General features: G+C 43.8%; 15 protein-coding genes. 12 read left to right on the forward strand and 3 right to left on the reverse strand.

Annotated features, from left to right (window positions below; all coding sequences use genetic code 11):
* Positions 1–114 precede the first annotated feature (114 nt).
* The 5 genes from JFC07_RS01595 to JFC07_RS01615 all read left to right on the forward strand — a co-directional run bounded on the left by JFC07_RS01595 (position 115) and on the right by JFC07_RS01615 (position 4787).
* A complete protein-coding gene (locus JFC07_RS01595) occupies positions 115–831 on the forward strand; it encodes a LytR/AlgR family response regulator transcription factor (RefSeq protein ID WP_198327939.1) in 717 nt (238 codons plus the stop codon).
* 285 nt (positions 832–1116) lie between these two features.
* Positions 1117–2148, forward strand: coding sequence for a hydroxymethylbilane synthase (gene hemC / locus JFC07_RS01600; protein ID WP_193029918.1), 1032 nt, complete (start codon positions 1117–1119; stop codon positions 2146–2148).
* 121 nt (positions 2149–2269) lie between these two features.
* Positions 2270–3238 carry a uroporphyrinogen-III synthase gene (locus JFC07_RS01605; protein ID WP_193029919.1) on the forward strand — a complete coding sequence of 323 codons (969 nt, stop codon included), beginning with the start codon at positions 2270–2272 and terminating at the stop codon, positions 3236–3238.
* A gap of 71 nt (positions 3239–3309) precedes the next feature.
* Entirely contained in the window at positions 3310–4251 is a 942-nt protein-coding gene (locus JFC07_RS01610) for a hypothetical protein (RefSeq protein ID WP_193029920.1), read from the forward strand.
* 44 nt (positions 4252–4295) lie between these two features.
* The gene (locus JFC07_RS01615; protein ID WP_102077754.1) at positions 4296–4787 is read left to right on the forward strand and encodes an acyl-CoA thioesterase; all 492 of its coding nucleotides are present in this window, start codon (positions 4296–4298) and stop codon (positions 4785–4787) included.
* A 138-nt stretch (positions 4788–4925) separates the two neighbouring features.
* Here JFC07_RS01615 and ribBA read toward each other — a convergent pair whose 3' ends face one another.
* Positions 4926–6038: a bifunctional 3,4-dihydroxy-2-butanone-4-phosphate synthase/GTP cyclohydrolase II gene (ribBA, locus tag JFC07_RS01620; RefSeq protein ID WP_068407844.1), complete on the reverse strand. Its 1113-nt coding sequence runs from the start codon at positions 6036–6038 to the stop codon at positions 4926–4928.
* Between the two features lie 298 nt (positions 6039–6336).
* Positions 6337–7626, reverse strand: a complete 1290-nt coding sequence (locus JFC07_RS01625; protein WP_198327940.1) for a replication-associated recombination protein A — start codon at positions 7624–7626, stop codon at positions 6337–6339.
* A gap of 227 nt (positions 7627–7853) precedes the next feature.
* Between JFC07_RS01625 and JFC07_RS01630 the strand changes: the two genes are divergently transcribed.
* Both JFC07_RS01630 and JFC07_RS01635 read left to right on the forward strand, forming a co-directional pair.
* A complete protein-coding gene (locus JFC07_RS01630) occupies positions 7854–8429 on the forward strand; it encodes a type IV secretion protein Rhs (RefSeq protein ID WP_369811315.1) in 576 nt (191 codons plus the stop codon).
* Positions 8430–8568: 139 nt separating this feature from the next.
* Positions 8569–9582, forward strand: a complete 1014-nt coding sequence (locus tag JFC07_RS01635) for a hypothetical protein (RefSeq protein WP_102077757.1) — start codon at positions 8569–8571, stop codon at positions 9580–9582.
* Positions 9583–9673: 91 nt separating this feature from the next.
* Here JFC07_RS01635 and gltA read toward each other — a convergent pair whose 3' ends face one another.
* A complete protein-coding gene (gene gltA, locus JFC07_RS01640) occupies positions 9674–10954 on the reverse strand; it encodes a citrate synthase (RefSeq protein WP_102077758.1) in 1281 nt (426 codons plus the stop codon).
* Between the two features lie 1165 nt (positions 10955–12119).
* Between gltA and sdhC the strand changes: the two genes are divergently transcribed.
* The 5 genes from sdhC (at position 12120) to JFC07_RS01665 (ending at position 19937) form a co-directional block, all read left to right on the forward strand.
* Positions 12120–12506 carry a succinate dehydrogenase, cytochrome b556 subunit gene (sdhC, locus tag JFC07_RS01645; protein WP_082894375.1) on the forward strand — a complete coding sequence of 129 codons (387 nt, stop codon included), beginning with the start codon at positions 12120–12122 and terminating at the stop codon, positions 12504–12506.
* A 2-nt stretch (positions 12507–12508) separates the two neighbouring features.
* Positions 12509–12913, forward strand: a complete 405-nt coding sequence (sdhD, locus tag JFC07_RS01650; RefSeq protein WP_102077800.1) for a succinate dehydrogenase, hydrophobic membrane anchor protein — start codon at positions 12509–12511, stop codon at positions 12911–12913.
* Between the two features lie 458 nt (positions 12914–13371).
* Positions 13372–15222: a succinate dehydrogenase flavoprotein subunit gene (sdhA, locus tag JFC07_RS01655; protein WP_198327941.1), complete on the forward strand. Its 1851-nt coding sequence runs from the start codon at positions 13372–13374 to the stop codon at positions 15220–15222.
* Between the two features lie 193 nt (positions 15223–15415).
* Positions 15416–16126, forward strand: coding sequence for a succinate dehydrogenase iron-sulfur subunit (locus JFC07_RS01660; RefSeq protein WP_068407835.1), 711 nt, complete (start codon positions 15416–15418; stop codon positions 16124–16126).
* Between the two features lie 928 nt (positions 16127–17054).
* Positions 17055–19937 carry a 2-oxoglutarate dehydrogenase E1 component gene (locus JFC07_RS01665; RefSeq protein WP_068407832.1) on the forward strand — a complete coding sequence of 961 codons (2883 nt, stop codon included), beginning with the start codon at positions 17055–17057 and terminating at the stop codon, positions 19935–19937.
* The last annotated feature ends 103 nt before the right edge of the window (positions 19938–20040 follow it).

Raw genomic sequence — 20040 nt, forward strand, 5'->3', positions numbered from 1 at the left:
TGGCAGCCTCCCCAATACTAACCAGTTTCCCCATAACTTGCTCTCTATATTATAGATATAATCTATCTATTATAGTAATAAATAGGTAGGTTTGTATATGTTTTATTTAACTGTTTGCAACCCTTAGCTCGCGAGCGTTTGGTTAGAATAGTCAAAGAGTCAGGTCATGAAGTGGTTGCCCAAGCTAAAACCGGCATTGAGGCCATTATCGCCGTAAAATCTGAGCAACCAGACATTATATTGCTCGACATTCGCATGCCAGAGATGGATGGCGTCGAGTGCGCGCAAGAGCTTGCAACGTTAAACCATCCACCCGCCATTATCTTTGTCACGGCGTATGACCATTATGCCATCGCGGCGCTCAAAGCCAACGCCATCGGTTATCTGTTAAAACCTGCCAACAAAGATGAATTACTCGAGGCGCTAAAAAAAGCCACCAATCTCAATGCGGCGCAATTAAACGAGATTCGCAAACTTGAGAATCCAACCGCGCGCCCAGTGCGCGAACATATCGTGGCGCGTACCCACCGCGGTGTAGAGCTGATTGAGCTCAAAGACATCTATTATTTTACCGCCGATCAAAAGTACGTCAAAGTACGCCACAAAGACGGCATTGTACTTATTGATGATACGTTAAAAGAGCTTGAGCAAGAGTTTGAAGGCAAGTTATTTCGCGTCCATCGCAACGCCATTATCAATATTAAATATCTAGACTTTTTAGAAACACTCGATGCCGGACAGTTTCAGCTGCACTTTAAAGGTATTGATGAGACCCTAGCAGTCAGCCGCCGTCATCTACCAGCATTACGTGAAAAAATTCAGAATATGTAGCGGCAAACTGTCTACAGGTAAACCATCCTAGAAAGCACTAAGCAGCAAGCGCAGTAATCTGTTGAAATAATCCTGCCATATCATCAAACCCTTATTTATGCTTAAATAGGGGTGTTTTTTTGTAGCATTCAGTTTAAAGACATTTAACGTTTATATTGAATGCTACATTCGCATTATTGTAAAGATACTGAATCCTTCGTTGTTGAGCGACCGTTGTTGAGCAATTGTCGTTAAGTAACTGTTATTCACCAACGCGATTTTATATCGAATCTATTGAGGCCTTTTATGAGTACCATGCAGCAACCTGCTTTGACTACCTTAAATATTGCTACCCGCCAAAGTCCATTGGCATTATGGCAAGCGGAGCATATTCGTGACCGCTTACTGGCGCTGTATCCTGAGCTAACCATTAACCTGCTAAAAATTGTCACCAAAGGCGATAAGATTTTGGATACGCCGCTGGCTAAAATTGGTGGTAAGGGTTTGTTTGTTAAAGAGCTCGAGCAGGCGTTATATGATAAACAGGCAGATATCGCGGTACATTCTTTAAAGGACGTGCCGATGGAATTACCAGAAGGCTTGACGCTTGGTGTTTATTGTAAACGCGCTTCGCCAACCGATGCCTTTGTATCGAACACTTATCATAATATCGATGAATTGCCACAGGGCGCAGTGGTTGGTACCGCAAGCTTGCGTCGTCAATGTCAAATCAAAGCCTATCGCCCCGATTTGCAAATCAAGACCCTGCGCGGCAACGTTGGTACGCGTTTAGGTAAGCTTGATGCCGGCGAGTATGACGCTATTATTTTGGCAACCAGTGGTTTACAGCGTATCGAGCATGACGAGCGCATTCGTAGTGAGCTGGATATTGATATTTGCTTGCCAGCCGTTGGTCAAGGGGCACTTGCGATTGAATGCCGCGAAGGTGACGACGAAGTTCTAAAGTTATTGGCACCGTTAAACGATGACAAAGCTCGTATCCGTCTTATCGCTGAGCGTGCGCTAAACCGTCATTTACAGGGCGGTTGCCAAGTACCGATTGCCGCTTATGCGGTATTACAAATGGCTGATGCAGACGACGATAGCAAAAACAATGGCCAAAACGGTAATAACGACAATGGTAATGTATTATGGCTACGCGGCCGCGTCGGTCAAGAAGACGGTAGCGAGCTACTCAAAGCTGATAAACGCTTGACCTTAACTGGCAGTCAAGTCGAACAAGAAGCGCAAGCCAATCAATTAGGTATTGACGTGGCTGAGATGCTACTAGAAATTGGTGCGGGTGATATTTTATCAGCGATTTATCAATCTAAATAAAGCTTAAAATAAATCACCTTTAAGTGGCATAACAATAAAATGTCGCTAGCCATTTACGCATAAAGTCGCTGCAATGACTGTATGCGTAAGCTCACTTTTTAACTTCTGTTACGGTATGTTTATGTCTTGGTCATCCTCTGAGTCTACTGCTTCAAACCAAATCATTAATAAGCAAGCATCTCTGCCGCCAGTGGTCATCAATACGCGCCCCATTGAACGTGCGGCGCCGCTGACCAATCATTTGCAAGCGGCAGGATTTTCAGTAGTTGATATACCGATATTGACCTTAGAGATGCGTCCAACTACCGAGCAAGACATGGCTTTGATGCGCCAATGGTTTGCCGGTGATTATCAGGCGCTGGTTATTGTAAGTCCGACAGCGGCAGCTTCTGGCTTAGCCGTTTGGCAGGCGCTTGAGCATGAGCGCCAAGCTCAGCTGGTTGAGGGAGCTAATAGCACGCAACAGGACGCTAGTTTTAAAGGTTTAAAAGCGCCAAGCCATCTGATAGCGGTAGGAGAGGCGACTGCAGCGGTATTAAATGACGCCAAACTCGATGCGGCGAATTATCAAGTATTGCAACCTCTGATTGCTAATAATGAAGGTATGTTAGCAATGCCAGAAATTGACAGCCTGCAGGCTGGTGATAGGCTGTTGGTATGGCGCGGGCTTGGCGGGCGGCGTTTATTGGTCAATACTTTACAGGCGCGCGGTGTCCATATCGATAGTATTGCTTGGTATGAGCGCAAAATGCCCAATGATGCTATGGCGCAGTATAAAGAGTGGCAGTCCCAGTATCTTAGCCAACAGTCTGAGCAGCCAAAACCTATCGTGATTGTCAGTAGTGGCACAGCGTTTGAGCATTGGCAAGCGATTGTTACAGAGGTGTCAGCGCAGGATTTAGAAAAAAGAACAACTGCAGAAAAGCCAAACCATGCGCCATTGCTGCTCAACGATTTTGCTTATGTCGTACTAGGCGAGCGCTTAGCCAATATGGTCGCTGGTCAGGATTTAAGTTATTGGCGCGTGGAAGATTTGGCGCCCGAAACCATTTTTGCGGCAATCCATACACCGCTAGTCGGTTGCAGTTAAAAAACACTTCCTTTTCTCAAGCCATTTATTTTATATTTACTGAAAAAATTATTCACCAACGGTGCTGCCTTATGTCCATGAATTCTGACTCGTTAGTTAAGGAGCCTTCTGCTATTCAGCAGCGCCGGCAAGCAAATATGTTTTTGCTACGTTTGCAATGGCTGGTCATATTATTGCTTATTGCTGCTCTGCTGTGGTTGTTTATTAGTCAGCAGCGCTTTGAGCACAGTATAAATGAGCGCTTGCAAAGTAATGAGCAAGTCGTCAGCCGCCTAAATGAGATGGACGATCGCATCTTTGCGATGAGTCAGCAGACGCTGCCAGAGCCGCGCGTCGCTGCTAGTAGCCAAGCGCAAAACCAGCTTGATTTATTGCGCATTCAGATACAGGCGGCTGATAGATTGTTGGCGGATAATAACGAGAGTGCGGCGATTGATTTGTTGCGCGGTCTGCATTGGCAACTGTCTCAAAGCAGTAATGAGATTGCCCCTGCGCTTACCGTGGTAATCAAGCAAAGTTTAATGAAAGACATTGAACGCTTGCAAGCAAGAAGCTCGCAGCCGAGTCCTTGGCAGTTACAAAACTTAGCCATTCAAAATATCCAAGCGTTTTTACATAGTTATCAGCGTCCTGCTCGTGCAGCTGGCGCGTCTAATACTAGCGCTAACGATGTCGGCATAACCCGTAAAGAGCTTATCATTCATGAAGTGATTATGACTTTAAACCTTGCCAGTCAAGCAAGCAATATGCGTGAAAAAGATCAGCTGATTGGCTATCTGCGGCAAGCACGTAAACAGCTACAAACCTTAGTAGATACGTCTGCGTCAAAATCCGCTACCGATAATAAAAACGCTCAAACAACGAGCAACGCAACTTCTAAAGATAAAGATCAAACCAAATCTGCCCCTCATAATACCGCAGAAGTTGTCGACTGGTTAGATCGCCTGATTGCCACGGCGCCACAGCCAACGCCATTATTGACCACGCAAATTTTAGATAAGCCTAAGCGTTAATTGTCGTTTTTGAAATTCTATAAAAAAATAAGAGAAATGCAGTGATGAGTGCTTTTGAACAACACACAAACGTAAATAATAATAGCGTAGATGACAACCGTCCTAGTGAGCTAGCGCATTATCCAATTATTCATCAGCAGCCGATCCACTGGGGCGAGATGGATGCCTTTAATCATCTAAATAACGTGGTCTATTATCGTTATGCGGAATCAGCACGGATTGGTTACCTGCAAGCGCTCGGTATGTTTGATGGCAGTATGGTGACGGTATTGGCGCAATCAAGCTGCCAATATTTACGCCCGGTGACCTATCCCGATACGTTATTACTAGGCGTGCGTTGCCAGCGTTTGGGTAATACCAGTATTGTGATGGAATATAGCTATTATAGCTGCGCTCAAGAAGCGATTGTCGCGACCGCTGATGCCGTTATCGTCCGTTTAGACAGTGATGGTAAGGATAAATTGCCGTGGAGCAATGAGGAGCGTGAGCGTTTATTGGCACTAGAAGCAAAATTTAATCATACGCCCGAACTTTAAAAAATTTAAAAACTTTGAAAAGTCGGCCAAATTATTAAGTATCAATATCACTAAAATGATACCGTTAAAAATAAAAAGGCACGCTAAATACTATTAGCGTGCCTTTTTTATGTTGCTGTACTTTTTAATTTCTAGGCTTTATTTTTGCTTAGGCGCATGAATAAAGTCTACTACATTTAAATCAAAACCTGACAGCGCATAAAACTTCATCGGTGACGACAGTAAGCGCATATCACGCACGCCCAAATGACGTAAAATCTGTGCGCCAACCCCGATACTGCGATAAGGCTGCTGAGCGATGGTAGACATGGACTGATTTTCAGCCGCTTTATCCAGCGCCTCTCCCAAGTCAATCGGCTGATGATTGCCGATCCAAACCAACACGCCGCGCTCTGAATTGTTTATTTCTTCTAGGGCTGAGCGTACGCTCCAGCCGCTACGACCAGTGGTGTCATTTTTTGCCGCAAACAAGTCACGTAAAGGATGGAAGCCATGTACACGAACGGTACTGACGCCTTCGCTGACATCACCTTTTACCAAAGCTAAATGAGTTTCGTCTGCACCAAACTCGCGGAAACGGTGCAAGGTAAAGGTACCGTATTCGGTCTCAAACGGATGGGATTCGACTTCTTCGACCGTTTGCTCATTGGCGATGCGATAGTTAATCAAATCGGCAATCGTCCCAATTTTAAGACCATGCTCTTTGGCAAATATCTCAAGGTCATCACGGCGCGCCATCGTGCCATCGTCTTTAATGATCTCAACGATAACGGCTGCTGGCTCCAACCCTGCTAGGCGGGCCAAATCACAACCTGCTTCGGTATGACCGGCACGGTGCAGGACGCCGCCATTTTGTGCCATGATTGGGAAAATATGCCCAGGCTGGACGATATCTTCTGGTTTTGCTGAAGAAGACACTGCTGCTTGAATGGTACGTGCGCGGTCAGCGGCAGAAATACCTGTGGTCACGCCTTCAGCCGCTTCAATAGAAACGGTGAAGTTGGTGCTAAATTTTGCCTCGTTGCGGTCAGACATTAGCGGCAATGCCAGCTGTTGGCAGCGCGCTTCTGACAAGGTTAAGCAAACCAAACCACGCGCGTGGGTAATCATAAAGTTGATATCATCAGGGCGCACGTGGGTCGCGGCCATGATGATATCGCCTTCGTTTTCGCGATCTTCGTCATCCATCAAGATGACCATTTTACCAGCACGAATGTCTTCGATAATCTCAGGAATCGTATTTAAACTCATAGGAAGTCTCAATATTTTATTATGTATAGATGGGTTTGATGATAAGGTTAAATTATTATTTGTCTATTGTAGCAGCAGAGGGCGTCAAGCGCTGTTGTAAAGCATGGCGTGGCTTAATAACAGCCATATAAATAACAGCAATAAGCAAAAAAATTGCTGCGCTCAATTGACTTGTATATATCATTATGAGGCTATTTTAACGCTTTTCATCCTACTGTGCTGCGTCATCTTGCCAGTATGTCCATTAATCGCTTAAAAATAGCGATAAGTATTATCAATGATGCATGCAAATATGCTGTTATTCATTACTAGCCGCTTGACCCTTTAGCCAGTCCATAAACTGCTTGCTGTGCTGCTCGCGCTGATTGTCAGCAAATTCATAAAAACTGGTGCCGATTAAATTGTTCGGTAGATAGCTTTGCGGATAATAATGATTGGGGTAGTCATGGGGATAAGTGTAGCCTTCACCATAACCTTGATTGCGCATCAATTTGGTCACGCCATTACGCAAATGCAGCGGTACAGGCGAGGCGTCTTTTTCTGCCAAGGCCATTGCCGCATTGATGGCTTTATAAGTGCTGTTACTCTTGGCGCTGGTCGCCAGATAAACCACCACTTGCCCCAAGATAATGCGCGCTTCTGGCATGCCGATAGACTGTACGCTACGCAGTGCAGCATCGGCAAGGAGTAGGGCATTTGGATTGGCATTACCAATATCTTCGCTGGCTAAAATCACCAAGCGCCGTGCGATAAAATCAGCAGGCTCGCCACCAACCAGCATCCGCGCCATCCAATATAGCGCCGCATCAGGGTCGGAGCCGCGTACAGATTTTATCATGGCCGAGATGATATCGTAATGCTGCTCGCCATCTTTATCGTAGCGCACTAGCGCCGTCTGAGCGACCCGAGCGACCAATTCATCATTGATAATTAATGGCGATTGTTTGCTATCTGCCGTTTGAATGGCAAGCTCTAATAGATTGAGCGCTTTTCTGGCATCACCGTGTGCCAATTGGCTAATTGTCTCTTGTGCCTGCAAATCAACTTTTAGGTTTTTAAGAATATTATCTTCTGCTAGCGCGCGCTGCAATACGGCGCTGATTTGCTCAGGCGTCAGCGGCTCTAAACGATACACTTGGCAACGCGATAGCAGGGCGTTATTCACACTAAACGACGGGTTTTCAGTCGTCGCCCCAATTAACGTAATATCACCTGACTCTACCGCGCCAAGTAACGCATCTTGCTGCGCTTTATTAAAACGGTGTATCTCATCGATAAATACCACCGGCGATTCAAAGCTTAGTGAATCCTTGGTATCTAAAACCTCACGTAATTGCTTCACGCCCGTATTTAACGCCGATAACGCATGAAAAGGTCGGCCAACCGCATCAGCCAATAGCATAGCGATGGAGGTCTTCCCAATGCCTGCTTCGCCATGCAAAATAATCGACGGCAGGTGCCCTTGCTCAACCAAGCGCCGTAACGGTGCGCCTGCTGCTAACAGGTGCTCTTGTCCAATAATAGCGTCGAGCGTCTTTGGGCGCATGCGCTGAGCAAGGGGCGTATCGGCATGAAAATTGGGTGGCATAAAAATCTCTATTATCAATTAAACGACTGTTTTTTGTATTGTTTTGACTATAGCTAGGCTAACGCAGATTTACGTTAATAAAAGTCAGCTAAGTGTACAGCTTATGTCTTAAAGGCTTTGTTTTACGCGATTTCGACCTTATTAATGGTTTATCAGTTATGACCAATCATGTTATAACGAATTATCAAATATAAAACCAGCAACCAATACAAGGTAAGACACTTATGCTGTCGCTATCTGCTTTCAAGCGTTTATTTAAACGCGCTGAGTCTCTTCGTGCTAGGCCTCTTAAAGCTACCAAGCAGCGTTCACGGCAGCTGACTGCTGGAGAGATAGCACTGGCTCGTTCGGTGTTCGGCGATAGTATCCGGCTTGAGCAAGTTCAGCTAAAAACAGCATTCTGGGTACTAAAAAATTACGCTGTCAGTCCTAATGGTAATATTTATTTTCACCCGGCCGACTGGGTCACAGATTTTAGCCAATCATCATTGGGTAAGCAAAGCTGGCTTATTCATGAATTGACCCATGTGTGGCAATTGCAGCAAGGTCTTAAAGTTGTGCGCGGCGCTATGATTAATCGCCGCTATGATTATGTCCTTAACGCTGGCAAACCCTTTTTCAACTATGGTATCGAGCAGCAAGCACGCATGGTGCAAGATTATTTTATCAGTCGGCAGCACGGTCGCGATTGTCAGGGTTTTGAAAATTGTATTCCTTTTTTAGCGACACAAAGAATCGATAACAGCCATGACCATAATAAAACTCGCGACGAACATAAAACTCATGACACAGTTAAAGTTTAATCTTTCTTTTATCCTATAATATTTATATGATGACTGAAACTTTTGATAATAATAACAAGCTGCTAGAGATATAGAAAAATAAAATAGCTAGTAGTCTCAATATATAAGCGAACTGCTTTTAATAAGGATGAGAACTCGGATGTTTAAAAATTTATTAACAAAGCCTGATAGTGAGACTCATCATACCTGTATAAATGCAGGGTCGCTAAATAAAGCAATGATGTCGCCGCGTACCCGCTCCTTGCTAGCCGCCGCTATGACTGGGGTTTTGTTGTTAAGCGGCTGTCAGCAGCAAGCAGAAGCACCAGTAGCTGATAATAGTCAACCCAAAGAAAAAACTAGCGTAGAGGACAGTCAGCCGATGCGCAAAAGTGACTCTGCGGCTGCGCGTATAGAGCAGTTTCAGCCGTTGTACCTTGCGCAAGCAAAAAGCCTACAGCAGCGTTTGCAAGCCGAATATGAATCGCTACAAGCGGCAGATGCCTCAGACAGTGGCAATGATTTGTTACCTGATAGTACAACTGCTGTGTCAGTAGACAATGCTAAGCCGTCTAATACCGCTAATCGAGTTGCAAATAATACAGATTCTGAGCAAATAGCAAAACCACCTGCTACGGATTCAGCCGCAGCTATGGACAATAATAATAGTGAGTCAGACGTTAGCAACGACCCTGAAGTCGACGCCAATGCGACTACGGACACTGATATCAATACCAGCACTGAAGTGGGCGAGCGTGATTTAACCGTACTTAAGCGTATCAGTTTAGAGCCGCGTAAACCAGTGATGTTGACAGATGAGCAGATTATAGACAGTTATCAGCAAGCGATGGAAGCCCTTTATCAGCCTGTGACCACGCTGCTTAGTGCGGAAGATGTTGATACTCTAATCAATATCGCGACATTGGTGCCGCAGGTATTCGAACATGCAGAAATCGCCGGTAGACTTAGTGCAAAAAGTCCAGCGCTGGCGCGTTTGATTATTCAGCATCAAGTTTGGGAGCAGATAGAAGCCCAACAAGTGATGGATATGCAGCAGATGAAACTCAATCAGCAGCAAGAGTTTGAGAGACTGATGGCAAAATTTAATGAAACCATCCAAGGTTATGACGAGCAAATTGCCAAATATGAGCAGACCTTAAAAGAGTTTCAATAAAGTGTGACTTTTTATTTCTTTATTGAATTTAGACCATAAAAAATCCCGCTCAAGTAGCGGGATTTTTTATGCTGCTAATAACAATAGCTGACTATTTACGATCTTCAACTTTAACGAAGTCGCGATGCGTTTCACCAGTATATAACTGACGAGGGCGACCGATTTTGAACGGTGCGCTGTGCATTTCTAACCAATGGCTGATCCAACCAGAAGTACGCGCGAGTGAGAAGATAACGGTAAACATTGACGTTGGGATACCGATGGCTTTTAAGATAATGCCAGAATAAAAATCAACGTTTGGATACAAGTTACGCTCAACGAAGTACGGGTCTTCTAAAGCGATTTTCTCAAGCGCCATCGCAAGCTCAAGCTTAGGATCATTGATACCCAATGCACCTAGTACTTCATCGCAAGTCTCTTTCATTACTTGTGCGCGTGGGTCAAAGTTTTTGTAAACACGGTGACCAAAGCCCATCAGTTTTACTTCACGGCTTTTTACTTTTTCCATGAATTCAGGGACGTTTTCTACCGTACCGATTTCATCTAGCATCTCAAGAACAGCTTCGTTAGCGCCGCCGTGTGATGGACCCCAAAGGGCAGCGATACCTGCAGCGATACACGCGTAAGGGTTGGCACCAGTAGAACCTGCTAGACGTACAGTAGACGTTGAAGCGTTTTGCTCGTGGTCAGCATGCAAAGTAAAAATTTTGTCCATGGCGCGAGTAATCACGTCATTGGTTTCGTAGTCAACATCAGCAGGGGTTGCAAACATCATGTATAAGAAGTTTTCTGCGTAATTGAAATCATTACGTGGATACATGAACGGTTCGCCCTGTGAGTATTTATAACTCATTGCTGCAAGCGTTGGCATTTTAGCGATTAGACGAATAGCGGTGATTTCACGGTGTGCTTCATTGCTGACGTCTAAGTTGTCATGATAAAACGCTGATAGGGCACCAACGACACCAACCATAATCGCCATTGGATGGGCGTCACGGCGGAAACCTTCAAAGAATTTACGTAATTGGTCATGAACACCGGTGTGCTTACGAACCTTTTCATAGAAATCCGCTTTTTGCTCAGCGTTTGGTAGATCACCATGAATCAACGCATACGCCACTTCTAGATATTCAGCATTGTTTGCTAACTGGTCGATAGGGTAGCCACGGTGTAATAACTCCCCTTTACCGCCATCAATATAAGTAATCTTAGATTCAACAGGGGCGGTTACTTTAAAACCAGGGTCATAAGACCAAAAACCTGAATCTTGTAGAGCAGCAATATCGATAACTGGGCGCCCTAAAGTACCTTCAATAATAGGAAGTTCGTATTCTTCACCATTTACGCTTAATTTGGCATTGTTGTCAGCCATAAACTGCTCTCCATTGTTTGTAACTTGTTAGAATAAAAATATATCGACGCATACCCTCGCGTCTTCACTAGTTAAACGGTCAAAAAAATTTAACCCATTTAATATGCAGGCTATATTAGCAGTTATTACTGAGGTTTTGAAAAGACTTTTAGCAGTAATGTCTGTAATAGGTGTGCGTTAGTCGTGCTAAACGACTGTAAACTTTGTATCAAAATATGTCTATTCAGTAATTTAGCGGTAATTCAGCAGCAAGTCCGCTGGTTGCTTATAATGTAATGATTCTCATTAACATTATAATAATTAAGACTTTATTACAAGATAAACGTCCGTCATATTTGCAGCAACGCACCATGGCATAGACAGAGTATGCGTAACCGACAGATTAATTTGGATCAAAAATTGATTCTGAAATATCAATACTAATAAATTCGCCTTACCAATAGCTAGCTTTTTGTTAAATAATCACCGATAACCACTATTTAGGGGATAAATTTGTAATTATGGCGCAGTCATTTTATAATTGGAGGGATTTAACTGGCACTAGCTTTGCGCAAATGAATAGGCTGCTCTGATAAAACTATTGGTAAAGCCCAGCTTTATTGAGACTTTTTGATGATTGACTGTTCGGTTGATAGACTAAATCCCGACTTATCGTTTGAATATTCTTGTTAACTGTTCTATTTTTAAATAGTCAACAGTGAAGTTTGCCTTAATAAAAAATGATACTCTACAGATGATATTATGGCGTTATCTTTTTTGTTGATGCAACGTCGTAAAAATAGAATAGTTAATCGATTTATCCCATATTATGAACTCCATGTAACCTCTTTATTTTGTATAAAGGGTGTGAATGATTTGTCATAAAAAGGGATTGTCACTTCAGTGAGCGATAGGGAAGTCTATAACCACTTTATAAATGGAAACTACCCAAATAGCAACTAAATAAACAGTCGCTACGGGCACAGATTTTATTTATAGAGTTTATCTGAACGTCAGATAAATAAGACTTATCGACCTTGCATATTTAGCGCAAATGAAACGACGTCAGCTAGCCCTTCCTTACTTTATTCATCTCATGTGTTGCTTGCCGCTTGTAGAATAGTATTGATAAATAGTATTCGTATAATGCGTTGATAGCTGATACAGGAGTATAACCGCAAAAAGGATGCCCGCTGTGAAAAGCAACCGACCTATTAATCTGCCCTTAAGCCAAGTGATTAGCGTTAACCGCTCACCGATTGCAATTGCTTCTATCTTGCATCGTATCTCTGGCATTGTTTTATTTCTACTTATCCCAGTCATGCTGTGGTTATTACAGAATTCTTTGGCATCGCCTGAGAGTTTTGAAACCGTGTTTGACAATGTCTTTATTCGCTTTTTAGCGTGGATTTTCGTCGCCGCCATTGCTTATCACTTCGTGATGGGCGTGAAGCATTTATTTGCTGATAATGGTCAAAATGAAGAGCTACAATCGGCGCGTATGGCGTCTGTTGTCAGCTTAGTGATTGCAGCGATTTTAATTGTCGCGTCATTTGTATGGGTGATGTTCTAATGATAAAAAATGATTCAGGAATCAAAAGCGCCACCGGTCTAACAAGCTCAGGTACCCGTGATTGGATGGTCCAACGTATCAGTGCGGTTATTCTAGCCGTTTACAGTGTGGTGTTGCTGGGCTTTTTCTTAACCCATGGCAATGTAACCTTCATTGAATGGTCTGATTTTATGACCAGTTTACCGATGCGTCTGTTCAGCTTGTTGGCTATTTTGGCATTGGCTGGTCACGCGTGGGTGGGTATGTGGACGGTATTTACCGACTATATTACCTCTGGCAAGATGGGTGAAAGCGCGCCTAAACTGCGTTTATTTTTACAAACATTGATGATTATCGCTATTTTAGTCTTCCTATTTTGGGGCATTATGATTTTTTGGGGTAACGGCTTCGGTGTTGTTGCTGTTTAACTTTTTATCATACCGGTAAATATTTATTCATAGGCTATTTATAAGCGTAGTATTAGCAGCCATATATCGATGAATAATAACGGATGAATCTAACCGCATTTATAGCCTTACTGATTTAAAAGCGTTTAGAGAATAAAATCCGTTAGTAGCCAAAATAGACAGAGCCAATCATAGCGTTGGGTATTTCTCAATTTAACTTATCACTGATACCAGTGCATTATTAAGCAGTTGCATAACAGTTAGACCGATAGTTAAATAAACAGATAAGCCCAATATAACGATAGATATGCAAGTTAAGTGGTCAAAAGGTATTGATAGCAGATTTTGATGGTTGAAATTATTGTCAGTAGCGTGAGCGCAAATATTAGCCGACATTGCCGCATGATAAGACAGAAACCAGCATAGACATCAGCCTTTTTATTTACTTCTAAGCATTAACAGGCATTAGGAAAACCGTAATGGCAACTAGACAAGATAATACCATTAGCAATATTAAAACCCTGAACTATGACGCGGTCATCGTTGGTGGCGGCGGCTCAGGTATGCGTGCTTCATTGCATTTGGCCGAAGCGGGCATGAAGGTTGCAGTCTTGACCAAAGTATTCCCAACCCGTTCGCACACCGTTGCAGCGCAGGGCGGTATCGGCGCAAGTTTGGGTAACATGAGTAATGACAACTGGCACTTTCACTTTTATGATACCGTGAAAGGGTCAGATTGGTTAGGTGACCAAGACGCCATTGAGTACATGTGCCGCGAAGCGCCGAAAGTAGTATATGAGCTTGAGCACATGGGTATGCCGTTTGACCGTAACGAAGATGGCACCATTTATCAGCGTCCATTTGGCGGTCATACCTCAAACTATGGCGAAAAAGCCGTACAACGTGCTTGCGCTGCTGCTGACCGTACGGGTCACGCGCTATTGCATACGCTTTATCAGAAAAACCTACAGCAAGGTACAGAGTTCTTTATCGAGTGGATCGCGCTTGATTTGATCAAAGATGAGGCCGGTAACATCAATGGCGTTATCGCGCTTGAGCAAGAAACCGGTACGGTTGCGGTATTCCAATCACCAATTACTGTGTTAGCCACAGGTGGTGCTGGTCGTATCTTTGCGGCTTCTACCAACGCTTATATCAATACAGGTGACGGTATTGGCATGGCGGTTCGTGCAGGTATTCCATTGCAAGATATGGAATTCTGGCAGTTCCACCCAACCGGCGTTCATGGTGCCGGCGTACTATTGACCGAAGGTTGCCGCGGTGAAGGCGCTATCTTACGTAATAAAGATGGCGAAGCGTTCATGGAGCGTTATGCGCCCACCGTGAAAGACTTGGCACCACGTGACTTGGTATCACGTTCGATGGACCAAGAAATCAAAGAAGGTCGCGGCTGTGGTCCAAATGCTGACCATATCGTGATGGATATGACCCATTTGGGTGTTGACACCATTATGAAGCGTTTACCATCAGTATTCGAGATTGGTAAAAACTTTGCCAACGTTGACATCACTAAAGAGCCAATTCCAGTTATCCCAACCATTCACTATATGATGGGCGGTATTCCAACCACGATTCATGGTCAGGTGATTGTACCGGATCTAGAAGCGGGTACCGATGAAGACGGTCTATATGCCAAAGGCAACGTCGTTAAAGGTCTTTATGCAATCGGTGAGTGTGCGTGCGTTAGTGTGCATGGTGCCAACCGTTTAGGTACCAACTCGCTACTTGATTTATTGGTCTTTGGTCGCGCTGCTGGTAAGCATATCGTTGATGAATTCCATCATGCTGACCATAACTACAAGCCGCTTGTTCCACATGTGCTTGATTTCACTGTGCGCCGTTTAGACAAATTGCAACAATCAACTTCAGGCTACAATGCGCAAGACGTGGCTGACGAGATTCGCGCCATTATGCAAAAGCATGCCAGTGTATTCCGTACGCAGGCGATGATGGATGAAGGTGTTAAGCAGATTCTAGCGCTTGCTGATAAAATCGACCAAATCCATTTGGCTGATAAATCACAGGTCTTTAATACTGCGCGTATCGAAGCGTTTGAAGTAGCCAACTTGTATGAAGTGGCAAAAGCGACGATGATATCGGCCGCTAACCGTCATGAAAGCCGCGGCGCGCACAGTGTTTCTGACTATGATCGCCCAGAAGATGATGATTATGCACCAAACGGCCGTAACGATAATGATTGGATGAAGCATACCCTATGGTATTCTGAAGGCAATCGTATTATCTATAAGCCTGTGCGTAAAGTGCCATTGACGGTCGATTACGTCGAGCCAAAAGTTCGCGTTTATTAATTCTAGCCCCTGTAGTTTTGAGCATACAGCTTTGTGTATACATAGAATTAACGTTTTATCCCTTATTTAATAAAAGGTGAGCGCCAGCGATAAGCTTTTATCAGCGCTATGGTTTAATCATAGCGCTGATAAATAGCAGTCTTTAGACTGTACGCTTGTGAGCCCGCATCACCAATGTGTGGAGTTTAGCATTATGAGCCGAGGTACTCGCACCATCGAAATCTATCGCTACGATCCTGATGTGGACGCAGCGCCGCGCATGCAAACTTATACGATTGAGTTATTGGACTCAGATCGTATGTTGCTTGACGTGTTATTACGCCTAAAGAAAGAAGATGAAACCCTTACTTTCCGTCGCTCGTGCCGTGAAGGCATTTGCGGTTCAGATGGCATGAATATTAATGGTAAAAATGGTCTAGCTTGTCTGATTAACATGAACACCTTGCCTGAAAAAGTAACGGTTCGTCCATTACCAGGTTTGCCAGTGGTTCGTGATTTGGTCGTCGACATGAACCAATTTTATGAGCAATACGAAAAAGTTCATCCGTTCTTAATCAATGACCAGCCAGCGCCAGCAACCGAGCGTTTGCAGTCACCTGAACAGCGTGAAAAATTGAACGGTTTGTATGAGTGTATTTTATGTGCTTGCTGTTCAACCAGCTGCCCATCATTCTGGTGGAACCCTGATAAGTTCTTAGGTCCAGCAGCACTATTGAATGCCAACCGTTTTGTATCTGACAGCCGCGATACTGATATTCGTGCTCGTCTAGGGCGTTTAGAAGATCCGTTCAGCTTATTCCGTTGCCGCGGTATCATGAACTGCGTGTCAGTATGTCCAAAAGGCCTAAATCCAACCAAAGCCATCGGTCATCTGCGCAATTTACTGATCGATCAAGCAGGTTAGTCTACCATTTATTGGTAATTAGCTTTATAATAGCGCTGTTAAAAAAACACCACCTCTCATTAGGTGGTGTTTTTTATTCAAGGTTATCAGCATTAAACTGTCAGTTATAAAGCTAGCATCACAAAACTGATATTTTAGACGGTATTGTTGATGGGCAGTGGTGACTCAGTCAATGAAAGTAAGGCTGTATTAACAATACGTTGCTTGTATGTAAGAGGGCATGCTATATCGTACGCATGTCTATATAATTGATTACAACCGTATATTTTCGCGCAGATTCATTTAAAGGTAGTGATTAACCATAAATGTTTATATCGCTCAAAATCTATAGAAATGCAAAAAGTAGGCTATAAATTTAGCTAAATCTTAGCGATAGCGCCGTTATTTGTTCATATAAAAATTAACTAGTTGCGAGAAATGATAGTTGATATTCATTTCGTAAATACCTAGTATTGAACAAACAAACTATGGCGTGTTAGGCAGTCATGTTACCCTATACAGCACTATATCTTTGGCGTAATATCGCCTATATTTCTACCATAGCAAGACACTTCAGCGGAAATAGCCAATTAAAAGGCTAACTGAAGACAAAATTTTTTGAGTAAAACCATGCTATTAACAATTTGGTTATAGCTGCAAGCATTATATATAAATTAATGTTGTCAAACGAGCCACTAAAGAAAACCGACCGTTCACAAATAATTTTAATAGTAAGCATGGTATTGCAATTATCTTTTTTATAACGAGATAGCTTGGGTAGGATGTTTTTTATTGACCAAGAGCGGTAACTTGTAGATATGGTTAATAAAAAGATAATGTTAAGACAAGTTTTAATGGTAAAAAGCGACGATTGATGTCGCTAACCTATAACGAACAACACAATAATAAGCACGATTCCATTCATTTATCTATCAAATAGACGATTATTATGAATAGTATAACTAAAGAAACTGCGAGCCTAGATCATACTGAACTGGCTGCCGACAATGCTCAATATATCGAAGCGCTCTATGAGCAATATCTAGATGATCCTAGTAGCGTTGATAACGATTGGCAAGCGTATTTTGAACAATACAAAACGCCAAACGATGCCAAGCACAATGCTATTAAAGATCAGTTTTTGTTGCTTGCGCGCAATCAAACGGCGAACAAAGTAAGCACTGAAGCATCAGCTTCAACAGTTGGTAATTCAAACTGTGCTGACCCAAAGCAAATGGGCGTGCAGCAGCTGATTTCAGCCTATCGTCGCCGTGGTCATCGCCGTGCTAAGCTTGATCCGTTAGATTTGCATCCACGTGCAGAAGTGGAAGATTTAACCCTTGCCTATCACAATCTTTCTGAAGCCGACCTTGATACCGTATTCCCAACCAATGATTTAAATATTGGTAAGGATGAAGCGACGCTACGTGAAATCATTGAGATCATGGAGCGCGTCTACTGCCGTTATATCGGTACGGAATATATGCACGTGACCACCAGCACCGAAAAACGCTGGATGGAAAAATACCTAGAAACCAATCTGGGTTATATCGAGTTTGATAAAGAAAAACGTCTCTCAATCCTTGAGCGTTTAACCGCTGCCGAAGGCTTAGAAAAATATTTGGCTCGTAAATATACGGGTGTTAAGCGTTTTGGTCTAGAAGGTGGTGAGAGCTTTATTCCTGCTATCAATGAAATCATCCAACGTGCTGGCGGTTATGGTACTAAAGAGATGGTTATCGGTATGGCTCACCGTGGTCGTTTAAACTTGTTGGTTAATATTTTGGGTAAAAACCCTGCCGATTTGTTTGATGAGTTCGATGGTAAAGTGCAGCCAGAAAAAGGCTCAGGTGACGTTAAATATCATAATGGTTTTTCATCGAACGTGATGACACCGGGCGGTGAGGCGCATTTGGCATTGGCGTTTAACCCATCGCACCTTGAGATTGTCGCACCAGTATTGCAAGGTTCGGTACGCGCGCGTCAAGTTCGCCGTAATGACCAACCACTACAAGATAACAAAACAGGCAACTCTGTACTACCGATCGTTATTCATGGCGATGCGGCATTTGCAGGCCAAGGTGTGGTGCAAGAAACTTTTCAAATGTCACAAACCCGCGCTTATACCACGGGCGGTACAGTACATATTGTTATTAATAACCAAGTTGGTTTTACCACCAGTCGTCAAGAAGATGCACGCTCGACTGAATATTGTACTGATGTTGCCAAAATGGTGCACGCGCCTATCTTGCACGTAAACGGTGATGATCCTGAATCAGTGGTTTTCGCGGCGCAATTGGCATTAGATTACCGTCATGAGTTTGATAAAGACATCATTATTGACTTATTTTGTTATCGCCGTAACGGTCATAACGAAGCCGATGAACCATCAGCGACTCAGCCATTAATGTACGCAGTGATTAAGAAATTACCAACCACTCGCACTATCTACGCACAGCAACTGATCAAAGCCGGCGTGTTGAGCGAGAGTGAAGCTCAGCAGTACGAAGATGAATATCGTGAGTCGTTAGACCGCGGTGAATACGTTGCCAGCTCTCTAGTGAGTCAGCCTAACGAAGAGCTCTTCGTTGATTGGAAACCTTACTTAGGTCATGATTTGGTTGACGATTGGGATACCAGCGTCGATATCGAAGTGCTAAAAGGCTATGGTCGCCGTATGGCAGAAATGCCAGAAGGTTACAAGCTACAACGCCAAGTACAAAAAATGGTCGAACAGCGCCTAGCTATGCAAACTGGCGAAGAGCCACTTAACTGGGGCGCCGCTGAAACACTAGCCTATGCATCATTGGTTGACCATGACAATGTCTTGGTACGTATTACTGGTGAAGATGTGGGCCGTGGTACGTTCTCGCATCGCCACAGTGAAATCTATAACGTCAATGACGGCAGCATGTATGTGCCTCTTTCACATATCAGTGAGACGCAAGCGCGCTTTGCTACTTACAACTCATTGTTATCAGAAGAAGCGGTACTAGCCTTCGAATATGGATATGCGACCACAGTTCCTAATGCGCTAATCGTTTGGGAAGCACAGTTTGGTGACTTTGTGAACGGTGCACAAGTGGTGATTGACCAGTTTATCTCAAGTGGTGAGACTAAGTGGCAGCGCGTTTGTGGTCTAACGATGTTATTACCACATGGCTTTGAAGGTCAAGGTCCTGAGCATTCATCTGCTCGCCTAGAGCGCTTCTTGCAGTTATGTGCTGAAGACAACATGCAAGTGATTACGCCAACGACCCCAGCGCAAATCTATCATGCCCTACGTCGTCAAGCGGTACGTCCGATTCGTAAGCCATTAATCGTCATGTCACCGAAGAGTTTACTACGTCACAAATTGGCAACTTCAACTCTTGAAGAGCTGGCGAACGGCAAGTTTGAGACAGTATTGCCAGAGATCGATCAGCAAAATGCCGACAACGTAACGCGTATGGTGCTGTGCGGCGGTAAAGTTTACTATGACTTATTAGAACAACGCCGTGCGCTAGGTTTAGATCATGTAGCGATTGTGCGTATTGAGCAGCTATACCCATTACCAGAAGAGCGTTTGATTGCTGAGATTGAAAAATATAGTAACTTAGCTGAGATTGTTTGGACGCAAGAAGAGCCACTTAACCAAGGTGCTTGGTACTATCTAGCGCCGCATATGTTCCGCATTGTTGTGCCGCATCCAACCAAGGCAAAAGTCATGGAGCCGGTCGCACGTCCTGCTAGTGCGGCGCCAGCGACAGGATCTCCAAAACTACATGTTCAGCAGCAGCAAGCACTCATTGCTGGTGGTCTTGGCATCAGTGTGGATGAGCTATCTAAATAGTAGTTGGCTTAAGCAACAGATTATATAAGATACACGAATCAGGCGATAACAGTCCGTACCGCTATTACCATTAAAGTAAGACGATTGAGAATGGTATTGACTG

Origin of the sequence: Psychrobacter faecalis (assembly GCF_016107575.1) — a bacterium.
In the GTDB taxonomy this organism is placed as follows: domain Bacteria; phylum Pseudomonadota; class Gammaproteobacteria; order Pseudomonadales; family Moraxellaceae; genus Psychrobacter; species Psychrobacter faecalis.